Origin of the sequence: Pseudomonas sp. CCC3.1 (genome assembly GCF_034347405.1) — a bacterium.
Classification (GTDB): Bacteria; Pseudomonadota; Gammaproteobacteria; order Pseudomonadales; family Pseudomonadaceae; genus Aquipseudomonas.
Window position 1 is genome coordinate 3,241,027 of record NZ_CP133778.1, and the last position, 11,777, is coordinate 3,252,803.

Annotated in this window: 8 protein-coding genes and 1 tRNA gene; 3 read left to right on the plus strand and 6 right to left on the minus strand. The window is 58.5% G+C overall.

Annotated elements, in window-relative coordinates:
• Positions 1-21 precede the first annotated feature (21 nt).
• On the plus strand, positions 22-1,218 hold the full coding sequence (locus RHM56_RS14310; protein ID WP_322241779.1) for an OprD family porin: 1,197 nt from the start codon (positions 22-24) through the stop codon (positions 1,216-1,218).
• 88 nt (positions 1,219-1,306) lie between these two features.
• Here RHM56_RS14310 and RHM56_RS14315 read toward each other — a convergent pair.
• Positions 1,307-1,382, minus strand: a tRNA-Asn gene (locus RHM56_RS14315).
• A 65-nt stretch (positions 1,383-1,447) separates the two neighbouring features.
• Positions 1,448-2,644, minus strand: a complete 1,197-nt coding sequence (locus tag RHM56_RS14320; RefSeq protein WP_322233155.1) for an amino acid aminotransferase — start codon at positions 2,642-2,644, stop codon at positions 1,448-1,450.
• Between the two features lie 333 nt (positions 2,645-2,977).
• Between RHM56_RS14320 and uvrB the strand changes: the two genes are divergently transcribed.
• A complete protein-coding gene (uvrB, locus tag RHM56_RS14325) occupies positions 2,978-4,993 on the plus strand; it encodes an excinuclease ABC subunit UvrB (protein WP_322233157.1) in 2,016 nt (671 codons plus the stop codon).
• A gap of 135 nt (positions 4,994-5,128) precedes the next feature.
• Positions 5,129-6,280 carry an MFS transporter gene (locus tag RHM56_RS14330; RefSeq protein ID WP_322233159.1) on the plus strand — a complete coding sequence of 384 codons (1,152 nt, stop codon included), beginning with the start codon at positions 5,129-5,131 and terminating at the stop codon, positions 6,278-6,280.
• A 23-nt stretch (positions 6,281-6,303) separates the two neighbouring features.
• On the opposite strand, the gene RHM56_RS14335 is transcribed toward RHM56_RS14330, so the two are convergent.
• From RHM56_RS14335 to RHM56_RS14350, 4 genes are all read right to left on the minus strand, one after another.
• Positions 6,304-8,649, minus strand: coding sequence for a TonB-dependent siderophore receptor (locus RHM56_RS14335; protein ID WP_322241780.1), 2,346 nt, complete (start codon positions 8,647-8,649; stop codon positions 6,304-6,306).
• A gap of 228 nt (positions 8,650-8,877) precedes the next feature.
• Positions 8,878-9,855: a FecR family protein gene (locus RHM56_RS14340; protein ID WP_322241781.1), complete on the minus strand. Its 978-nt coding sequence runs from the start codon at positions 9,853-9,855 to the stop codon at positions 8,878-8,880.
• On the minus strand, positions 9,855-10,349 hold the full coding sequence (locus RHM56_RS14345) for a sigma-70 family RNA polymerase sigma factor (RefSeq protein WP_322233161.1): 495 nt from the start codon (positions 10,347-10,349) through the stop codon (positions 9,855-9,857). Before RHM56_RS14345 ends, RHM56_RS14340 begins: the two co-directional genes overlap by 1 nt.
• A gap of 84 nt (positions 10,350-10,433) precedes the next feature.
• The gene (locus RHM56_RS14350; RefSeq protein ID WP_322233163.1) at positions 10,434-11,753 is read right to left on the minus strand and encodes an MFS transporter; all 1,320 of its coding nucleotides are present in this window, start codon (positions 11,751-11,753) and stop codon (positions 10,434-10,436) included.
• Positions 11,754-11,777: the final 24 nt, after the last annotated feature.

Genomic DNA, 11,777 nt, shown 5'->3' on the forward strand with positions numbered 1-11,777 from the left:
GTCACCGCGTCCAGCCTGCTCATGGGCACTCAAGCGCTGCAGGCGCAAACCCAGGATGAGGCCAAAATTGGCCTTACGCTGCGCAACTTCTATATCGACCGCAACTTTGTCGGCGACTCGACGTCCCAAAACAAAGCTAATGAATGGACCCAAAGCTTCATCCTCGATGCCAAATCCGGCTTTACCCCAGGCACGGTGGGCTTCGGCGTCGATGCACTGGGTCTGTTCTCGGTCAAACTGGATGGCGGCAAAGGGACCAAAGGCACCCAACTATTGCCGATAGGCAGCGATGGACGCCCCGCCGACAATTTTGGTCGACTCGCCGTTGCCGGGAAGATGCGCATCTCCCAAACCGACCTGAAGATCGGGGAGTGGATGCCCGTACTGCCGATTCTGCGCTCCGATGATGGGCGCTCCCTGCCACAAACCTTCCAGGGTGCGCAGATCACCTCAAAGGAAATCGCCGGCCTGACCCTCTATGGCGGGCAAATGCGCAGCAACAGCCCGCGCAACGATTCCAGCATGGAGGACATGTTCATGACCGGGCGCGCAGCCTTTACCTCCGACCGCTTCAACTTTGCCGGGGGCGAATACACCTTCAATGACAATCGCACCCTGCTCGGCCTGTGGCATGCCGAACTCAAAGACATCTACCAGCAGCAATACTTGCAAATCTTGCACAGCCAGCCGGTCGGTGACTGGACCTTGGGCGCCAACCTTGGCTACTTCACGGGCAAGCAAGACGGCAGTGCGTTGGCGGGCGATCTCGACAACCGCACCGGGTCTGCCCTGCTCTCCGCCAAATACGCCAGCAACAGTTTCTACGTGGGTTTGCAGCGCGTCAGCGGTGACGACGCCTGGATGCGAGTCAACGGCACCAGCGGCGGTACCTTGGCCAACGACAGCTATAACTCCAGCTACGACAACGCCCGAGAAAAATCCTGGCAGGTGCGTCATGACTTCAACTTTGCCGGTGTCGGCGTGCCTGGTCTGACCTTGATGAACCGCTACATCAGCGGCGAAAACGCCCACGTGGGAACCGTCAGCGACGGCAAGGAATGGGGGCGAGAAAGCGAATTGGCTTACGTGGTGCAGTCTGGCAGCTTTAAAGCGCTGAACGTGCGGTGGCGTAACTCCACCCTGCGTCGCGACTGGGGCAACAACACCAGCTTCAACGAAAACCGGCTGATTGTTTCTTACCCGATATCGCTGTTGTGATCTGAGACACGCAGAAACGAAAAAACCGCCCGAAGGCGGTTTTTTCTAACATTTCAAAGAGGCTGAAAACCTACTCTGAAACTGTGTCTGGCTCCACGACCTGGACTCGAACCAGGGACCCAATGATTAACAGTCATTTGCTCTACCAACTGAGCTATCGCGGAATGGCGTCTATCTTACTGATATAAAAAGAGAAGTCAACACTTTCGATGACTTCTCCCGGCATTATTCAGATGACCTGAACAATGGCGTCAGTGACCGCTTCAATGTTGCTCTGGTTCAAAGAAGCAACGCAGATTCGACCGGTGTCGAGGGCGTAGATGCCGAACTCGGTGCGCAGGCGCGCCACTTGTTCAACGGTCAGGCCGGAGTACGAGAACATGCCACGCTGACGCGCAACAAAGCTGAAATCGTGACCTGGGGCTTTTTTCGCCAGCAGCTCAACCATCTGCAAACGCATGCCTCGAATACGCAGGCGCATTTCGGCCAGTTCTTCTTCCCACTTGGCACGCAGCTCTGGGCTGTTGAGCACCGCCGCCACAATGGTTGCACCGTGGGTCGGCGGGTTGGAGTAGTTGGTGCGGATCACACGCTTGACCTGGGACAGAACGCGCGCGCTCTCTTCTTTGGAGTCAGTGACGATTGACAGTGCACCCACGCGCTCGCCGTAAATCGAGAACGATTTGGAGAACGAGCTGGAAACGAAGAAGTTCAGGCCAGACTCGGCAAACAGACGCACAGCAGCGGCGTCTTCGGCGATGCCGTCGCCAAAGCCCTGGTAGGCCATGTCGAGGAACGGAATCAGGCCTTTGGCTTTAACCACGTCCAGCACGTTCTGCCAGTCGGTCGGGGTCAGGTCGACGCCAGTCGGGTTGTGGCAGCAAGCGTGCAGTACAACGATCGAGCCTGCTGGCAAGGCGTTGAGGTCTTCGAGCATGCCGGCACGGTTTACGTCGTGGCTGGCGGCGTCGTAGTAGCGATAGTTCTGCACCGGGAAACCCGCGGTTTCGAACAGCGCGCGGTGGTTTTCCCAGCTTGGGTCGCTGATCGCGACCACAGCGTTAGGCTGCAATTGCTTGAGGAAGTCAGCACCGATTTTCAGCGCGCCTGTACCGCCAACAGCTTGGGTGGTGATCACACGGCCAGCGGCCAGCAGTGGCGACTCTGCGCCGAACAGCAGTTTCTGCACCGCTTGGTCATAGGCTGCAATGCCATCGATCGGCAGGTAGCCGCGCGACGCATGCTGAGCAACCCGGATCGTTTCGGCTTCGACAACGGCACGCAAGAGTGGAATTCGTCCCTCCTCGTTGCAGTAAACACCAACCCCCAGATTGACTTTGCTGGTACGAGTATCGGCGTTAAATGCTTCGTTGAGGCCCAGGATAGGATCGCGTGGTGCCATTTCGACAGCGGAGAACAGGCTCATTATTACGGCGGCTCTGAATGGAGAATGGAGGGGGTGACAACGCTCCAGCCGATTGCACTAGAGCGGTGCACAAACGGGGAGCAAGTATAAAGCTGATCGCGATTGGGGCAACAGGCGATTCCCGGTTTTGGGCAAGTATTTACGTTTATTTTCAGCCCACTGGTCTAATTGCAATATTCGTCTAAATGACCGTGCCAGCATTGCGCCTTGAAACAGTCAGTCACGATCTCCATATTTAGCCGTATCCTGTTTGTTCTGCGGCATGCGTCGTATGCAGTCTTTCTCGCTTTTGCAGGGTCCATAGCGCTATAGAAGCGAATCCAGAGGTCCGTTATGTCTGATTTCCAACTCGTTACCCGCTTTCAGCCCGCAGGCGACCAGCCCGAAGCCATTCGCCAGATGATCGAAGGCATTGAGGCCGGTCTGTCGCACCAGACCCTGCTCGGGGTAACCGGCTCGGGCAAGACCTTCAGCATTGCCAACGTGATCGCCCATGTAAATCGGCCGACGCTGGTACTGGCGCCGAACAAAACCCTGGCGGCGCAGCTGTATGGCGAGTTCAAGTCGTTCTTCCCGAACAACGCGGTGGAATACTTTGTCTCGTACTACGACTACTACCAGCCCGAAGCCTACGTGCCCTCCTCCGATACGTTTATCGAAAAAGACGCCTCGATCAACGACCACATCGAGCAGATGCGGCTGTCGGCGACCAAGGCGCTGCTGGAGCGCAAAGACGCGATCATCGTGACCACGGTTTCTTGCATCTACGGCTTGGGCAGCCCGGAAACCTATTTAAAGATGGTGTTGCACGTTGATCGCGGCGACAAACTCGACCAGCGCGAACTGTTACGCCGTCTGGCCGACCTGCAATACACCCGCAATGACATGGATTTTGCCCGCGCCACTTTCCGGGTGCGCGGCGATGTGATCGACATCTACCCGGCCGAATCCGACCTTGAGGCGATTCGCATTGAACTGTTCGATGACGAAGTCGAAAGCATCAGCGCCTTTGATCCGCTGACCGGCGAAGTCATCCGCAAGATGCCGCGCTTTACCTTCTACCCCAAAAGCCACTATGTAACCCCGCGCGAAACCTTGCTCGGCGCGGTTGAAGGGATCAAGGAAGAACTCAAGGAGCGCCTCGACTACCTGCGCACAAACAATAAGCTTGTAGAAGCGCAGCGCCTGGAGCAGCGCACGCGCTTTGATCTGGAAATGATCATGGAGCTGGGTTATTGCAACGGCATCGAAAACTACTCGCGCTACCTCTCGGGACGCGAGTCCAGTGCCCCGCCGCCCACCCTGTTTGATTACCTGCCTGCCGACGCACTGCTGGTGATCGACGAGTCGCACGTCAGCGTGCCGCAAGTCGGCGCCATGTATAAAGGCGACCGATCACGCAAAGAAACCCTTGTGGAGTACGGCTTCCGCTTGCCATCGGCGCTGGACAACCGGCCGATGCGCTTTGATGAATGGGAGCGCATCAGCCCGCAGACGATTTTCGTCTCGGCCACCCCCGGCAACTACGAGGCCGAACATGCAGGCCGGACCATTGAGCAAGTGGTGCGCCCGACCGGCTTGGTCGACCCGCAAATCGAAATTCGCCCGGCACTGACGCAGGTGGATGACCTGCTCTCCGAAATTTCCAAGCGTGTGGCGCTGGAAGAACGGGTGCTGGTGACCACCTTGACCAAACGCATGTCCGAAGACCTCACCGACTACCTGGCCGATCATGGCGTGCGCGTGCGTTACCTGCACTCGGACATCGACACGGTGGAACGGGTCGAGATCATTCGCGACCTGCGCCTCGGCGTGTTTGATGTGCTGGTGGGTATCAACTTGCTGCGTGAAGGCCTGGACATGCCCGAAGTGTCGCTGGTGGCGATTCTCGACGCCGACAAAGAAGGCTTTCTGCGCTCCGAGCGTTCGTTGATCCAGACCATTGGCCGTGCGGCCCGCAACCTCAATGGCCGGGCGATTCTGTACGCCGACCGCATCACCGGGTCGATGGAACGGGCGATTGGCGAAACCGAGCGCCGACGCGACAAACAGATCGCCTTCAACCTGGCCAACGGCATCACCCCCAAAGGTGTATTCAAAGACGTCGCCGACATCATGGAAGGCGCGGTGGTACCGGGCTCGCGCAGCAAGAAGCGCAAAGGCATGGCCAAAGCGGCCGAAGAAAACGCCAAATACGAAAACGAACTGCGCTCACCGAGCGAAATCAGCAAGCGCATTCGCCAACTCGAAGAAAAAATGTACGCCCTCGCCCGCGATCTGGAGTTCGAAGCCGCTGCGCAAATGCGCGACGAAATCGGCAAGCTCAGAGAGCGCTTGTTGCAGGTTTAACCCTGTAAAACCTGTAGGAGCGAGCTTGCCTCGCGATCTTTTAAACGATCAAAAGATCGCGAGGCAAGCTCGCTCCTACAGAAAGCTCAGCCACCCTTTCAACGTCAAACAGTATCTCGTCCGTCAAGGAAGACCATGACTGCCATCAACACCCAAACGCCCGCGGTCCCGGGGCGCCTCGAACAAATGTCGACACGCGTTGCCTTTTTCATCGCAGGCTTTGGCGTAGCCGCTTGGGCGCCGTTGGTGCCCTATGCCAAAGCCCGCGCAGGGCTCGATGAAGCCACACTCGGTTTGTTGCTGCTGTCTCTGGGCGTCGGCTCAATTCTGGCGATGCCGATTGCCGGGGTGCTGGCTTCGCGCTTTGGCTGCCGCCGGGTGTTGACGGTCGGTACGTTATTGATTTGCCTGAGCCTGCCGCTGCTGGCGACACTCAGTTCCATCCCGTTGCTGGTCGCGACGCTGTTTGTGTTTGGCGCAGGCCTGGGTGCCGTCGATTCCACCGTCAATTTGCAAGCAGTGATCGTTGAACGTGCCAGCGGGCGCCATATGATGTCGGGTTTTCATGGCCTGTTCAGTGTCGGCGGGATTGCCGGTGCGGGCGGCGTCAGCGCGCTGTTGGCGCTGGGCCTGCCACCACTTTGGGCAATTGCAGTGGTGGTCGTGCTGATTCTCGTGGCCCTGTTTAAAGCGGCGCCGCATTTGCTGCCTTATGCCAGCAAAAGCACCGGACCCGCGTTCGCAATTCCCCACGGCGTGGTGCTGTTTATCGGTTTGCTGTGTTTTACCGTGTTCCTGGCCGAAGGCGCGATGCTCGACTGGAGTGCGGTATTTTTGACCGCTGAAAAGCACATCAATGAGGTGTATGCCGGGCTCGGCTATGCCGCCTTTGCGCTGACCATGACCGCTGGCCGCTTGATGGGCGATCGTATCGTCAAGCGCTTGGGCGCCCGTCGAGTGATTGTGCTGGGAGGGTTGTTCGCAGCCTCGGGCCTGGCCCTAGCAACGTTGGCGCCCAGCTGGGAAGTTGCGTTGATGGGCTATGCACTGGTCGGCGCAGGTTGCTCGAACATCGTGCCGGTGCTGTACACCGCCGTAGGCAAGCAAACCGTCATGCCCGAAAGCATTGCGGTGCCCGCCATTACCACCCTGGGCTATACGGGTATTTTGGCGGGGCCTGCTGCCATCGGCTTTATTGCCCATGCCAGCAGCCTGAATATTGCCTTCCTGTTGATCGCCGCCATGCTGGTGGCCGTGGCCATCAGCGGGCGGATTTTAAAGGTTTAAACCATCACGACTTTGTAGCCGCTTTAGAACCCGACACTCGCCTGCACGAAGAAGGTGCGCGGCTCGCCCACGTAGATGCCAGAGTTGTTGTCGCTGGAGCGTGTGTAGTACTCCTGATTGAACAGGTTTTTGATCCCCGCTCCGACCTTCAGGTTCGACGCCTGCGGACCAAAATCGTAGCCAACGCGGGTGCTCCAGGTGGCATAACCCGGAATGTCGCCGTATTGGCCATCTGGCGTCGGGTCAGTGATGTAAACGCCGCCCGTACCCGGTGCGTGCTGTTGAGACTGCGCAAACATGTCGAGGTTGTAGGTCCAGCGATTCACCACATAACGCGCGCCAAGGTTGACGACCTGACGCGAGTACAGCGGCAGATCACGGCCCTTGAAGTTGACGATGTCACCCTCGGACGTCGCCTTCGTGTAGGTAAAGCCAGCATTCACCGACAAGCCGTCAAGACGCGGGTCCAGCGCCGACATGTCGTAGTGGGCCGAGGTCTCGATGCCCTGATGCTTGGTTGCGCCTAAGTTGGTCCAGCCCACATCGTTGCTGACGTATTGCAGCTCATCAGCAAAGTCGATGTAGAACAGCGTCACTTCGCCGCCCCACACGCCATTGTCATAGCGGGTGCCGATTTCATAGGTCTTGGCTTTCTCAGGTTTCAGGCCAGCTGCGGTCTGGTCCCCTGTACCGCCTTGGGCAAGCTGGAAGTACTGCAAGCTGCCAAACGAGGTTTCATAGTTGGCGAACAGTTTCCAGGCGTCCGAGAGGTGATACATCACGCTCAGTGCAGGCAACGCTTCGTTGCTGTCGATGCTGCGGTTCTTTTCCGGGACCGGCACCCCCTTGTTGTCCAGCACCGAGTGGTCTTGCCAGTTAGTGCTGATGCGTTCAAAGCGAATGCCCGGTGTGACGGTCCAGTTGCCGACATCAATCTTGTCATCGATGTAGAACGAGCTGGCTTCGGTGCCGCCAGTGCGGTCCTGATAGATATGCCCGTCAGCGCCTGGCCCTGGGGTTGGCACGTTGTTAACCAGGTAAACCTGGCTGGCCTCTTCCTGCATGGCTTCTTTGAGGTAGCGATAGCCCAGACCCACTTCTTGCGTGACATCGCCCAAGATGAACACATGCGACACGCGCGGCTCAATCCCGAAGGTGTGGTAACTGCGCGGGTACGAGGCCAGTGTTTGCAGGTTGCGCGCAGCGATATTGCTGCCACGGAAGCTGTCGGTGTAATAGGTCAGGACTTCAAACTGGGTCTGGTCATCAATCTGGCGCAAATACTTGAAGGACACGTCCTTGCGGCGACCGGTGAAGTTGTCGTAATCGCGCACCGATTGGTACGGATCAGCATCAAACTGTTTCTGGGTCAAACCGCCAGGCATGTCAGCGGTGGCGTCGTAGTAGTGAAAGTTAAGGCTGAAATCGTCTTGATCCGTCGGCGCCCAATGGGTTTTGAGCAACACGTCATCGATGTCGTTGTTGTTATTGCTCGCTCGGTAGCCATCACCCTTCACACCGGAATACAGCAAGGCCGCACCCATACCGTTGTCGGCCGTGCCGCCCAAGAACGCCGATTCAATGTGCTTCCAGCCGCCGCGTTCGGAGGTTTCCAGGGTAGTGCCGACTTCACCCTGAAAGGTTTCCGGGATCGCGCGGGTCACAAAGTTGATCACGCCGCCCACGTTCTGTGGTCCATAACGCACGGAACCGGCACCGCGTACCACGTCGATGCTGTCCAGGTTGCCCGCCGAAATCGGCGCCATCGACAATTGTGGCTGGCCATACGGGGCAAATGCCGCCGGAACTCCATCAATCAATACCGTCGAGCGCGGCGACAGGCGCGAGGTCAGGCCTCGCACGCCCACGTTCAGGGAAATATCACTGCCACCGGTGCCGTTTGACTCCTGCACCTGCACCCCCGGGATGGTCTTGAGCACATCGCCGACATTCATCGCGCCCTGCTCAATCATCGCCTTGCGGCGCACCACGGTACGTGCACCGGGGTGGTTCTGGACCACTTCAGAATTGGCATCGCCCAGCCAGTCGCCCACCACCTTGACGTCCACCGGCCCCAGCTCCAGCGGGCCAGAGCCGCTTGAGGCACTGACTGTTTGCGCCGGGCTCAAGGTCACCGCATCGCCATTGAGTTCATAGCCCAGACCACTGCCTTGCAGCAACTCACGCAGCGCTTGCTCAGGCGACAGGTTGCCGTTGACTGCTGGCGCCTGTTTGCCAGCCACCAGTTGCGGGCTGAAGAACACCTGCAATGAGGTCTGCTGAGCCAGTTGGCTCAACGCCGCACCCAACGGCTGGGCCTGAATATGAATCGCACTCGACGCAGGCTCGCTCGCAAACGCACACGGCATCGCCGCGCTGACTGCAAGAGCCAGCGCCAGCGGCAACAGGCGCGATCGGGCAATTGACGATGGCGTATTCAGAGGTGTTTCAAGCGAGGAATGCCGCACACAAGGATTGTTGTTTTTCACGTCGAGTCTTGCCCTATTGATCGCAATTGAGTGCGTCTGTTAATGCAAACCAGTTGCAGTTGATCAAGAAGACGAAGAACTCGAAAAAAACCTGAATCCATCTTTGAATTATTTTGCCGAGATGATTTCCTGGCTGCCATCGGCGAGGTTTTTGATCGCGACCGGCAAGATGCGTGGCAAAGCGGTGAGCAGCGCGTCGGTGTCATCTGTCTTGAACACGCTGGACAAGCGCAACTGTGCCAGCGCAGGCGTACTCACGCGCAGCGGCTTGTCCCGGTAGCGCGACACCTCGATCGCCACCTCCGCGAGGCTGGCGTTATCAAACACCAACTGGCCTTTGCGCCAGGCCAGCAGTGCCTCGGTATTGACCGGCTGTGCAGCGGCGACCTGCCCCTTGGCATTCACCACAGTGCCCAGCCCCGCCGTCAGGTTAACCACCGACTGGGCATCGGTGCCTTGCACCCGCACGTTACCCGACTCAACCGCCACCTGCGCTTGCTCGCCGTCGTGCCGCACATCAAAACGGGTACCGGTGACCGTCACCTGCCCAAGACCTGCCTGCACCACAAAAGGCCATTCGCTGTCGTGCGCGACGGTGAACATCGCCTCACCTTGTTCGAGCTCGACGTTTCGCTGCTGACGCTCAAAGTTGATTCGCACCCGACTGCGGCTGTTGAGTTCGATGGATGAACCGTCCGGCAGCGTCACGGCCCGGCGCTCGCCCAAAGCCGTGGCAAAGTCGGCGCGATACCCGGTTTGCGATTGCAGATGCATCCATACGCCCGCTCCCAGCGCGACGGCCAGCACACTGGCGGCCAACCCAAAACCCAGTACAGAACGGCGCCGGATTGAGGTGACGGGCATCTCACACAGTGCCTGCAGACGGGCCTTGGGCACCAGATCGGCGGCCGACCACAGACTGACCAGCCACTGGTATTCCGTTTCATGAATCGCATGTTGCGCGCGCCACGCGTCAAATTCGGCCTTCTCAGCGACGCTCATCGATTGCGACTGCACACGCGAAAACCAGGTGGCCGCCGCATCACGCACGCTTGCGCTGTCGCAGGTGCATTCACGCGTATCCATCATGGGGCCTCCACCCGTTCTCGCAGATGACGCAGAGTGCGGATCATATATTTCTCCACCATGTTCTTGGACAATCCCAGGCGCTCGGCAATCTCGGCTTGAGTCAAGCCTTCGATCTTCTGCCAGACAAACACCTTCCGGCAGTTTAGCGGGAGCTCCTGCAAGGCTTTTTCGACAGACTCAGCCAACTGGATAGCACGCATGTACTGCTCCGGATCGCCCGTTTCGGACGAACTTGGTGGAACGGCGGCCTGCTCCTTGGCGTCACGCAACTCTTCTCGACGAAAACCGTCAACCGCGATATTACGCGCCATTTGATGCAAATATGCACGCGGCTGTTCGACCGTCTCCGAAGCGGATTCGAGTACCCGTACAAAGGTATCGTGGGCCAGGTCCTGCGCCTGCTGACGATTACGCAAGCGGCGCGTCCAGGTTCCGATCAACTCTTCGTAATGTTCAAAAAAGCCCGTTCGGCGGGGCACTTTGTGAGTCATCGCACTGGACTGAATAGGAGGGGCGTGAATAATAATGCTTCCTATTAAACGCAGCAATCATTGCGATGACAGAAGGCGATCTGACTACATTTCAGTGACCGCTCGCAAGCGCCGTTCGACCTGATTGTCCCGCGCAAAACCGAACCTGCGCGCAGTCAACAGACCTACCAGCCCCATCAGGGCGCAAAACACCACGCACACCCATGGACTCCAAGGCATCAATGCAATCAGCAACAGCGGTGTAGTACTGGCCCACAGCGCGTAGGCAATGTTGTAGGTGAAGGAAATACCCGACACACGGATCGCTGCCGGAAACAGACCGACCATCACCGACGGCACCACCCCGACAATCCCGCAGGTCAAGCCAGCAAAGGCATAAGCCAGCCCCGGCAAGCCCCACTGTCCGACCAGGCTGGCGTAAAGCACGCCAATGCCCAGCGGCAACAGCAGGCTGTACAACACGATGCTGCGCCAGACGCCAATCCGGTCAACCACCCACCCGGCCAGCACACAACCGATGTTCAGAAACACAATACCCAGGCTGCTCAGGGCAAACGTATGGCTGGCGGTCATGCCGAAACGCTGCTGCATCACGGTCGGGGTAATCACCACAAACACCACCACAGCGCTGGTCAGCACACACGTCAGCAACGCTGCGGGCAACAAAGAAGGACGATAGTCGCGCAACACCGTGCGCAGCGGCAGCTCTGCCCGCCCCTCACGGCGCTCGCGCAAGGCCAGAAACACAGGGGTTTCGCTCAGCCAGCGGCGCAGCCATACCCCGATCACCCCAAACACCCCGCCCAACAAGAACGGAAAGCGCCAGGCGTAATCAAGAATCTCAGTGGGGGTAAACAGTTGGGCCAGCAAAGTGGCGGTCAGGGCGCCAATCAGGTAACCGAACGTCAGACCAGCCTGCAAAAAGCCCAGCGCATAGCCACGACGACCGGCGGGCGCGTGCTCAGCCACAAACACCCAGGCACTCGGGACTTCGCCGCCGACGGCTGCGCCTTGCAATATGCGCAGCGCGAGCAGGATCAGCGGCGCGAAATAACCAATCTCGGCGTAGGTCGGCATGATCCCGATCAGCAGACAGGGCAAGGCCATCATCAGAATGCTCAGGCTGAACACCCGCTTGCGCCCCAGATGATCCGCAAAGTGCGCCATCAGAATGCCGCCCAGCGGACGGGCCAGATAGCCGGTCACAAAAATCCCGAAGCTTTGCAACAAGCGCAGCCATTCGGGCATATCCGGCGGAAAAAACAACTGACTGAGGGTCAGGGCAAAAAACACAAAAATGATGAAATCGTAGATTTCCAGCGCTCCACCCAGAGCCGCCAGCCCAAGGGTTCTGTAGTCGGAGCGCGAAAAGCGCGTGGTCGTTGCTTGAAAATCGGCAGACATAAATACGCTCAATATGAACTGGAC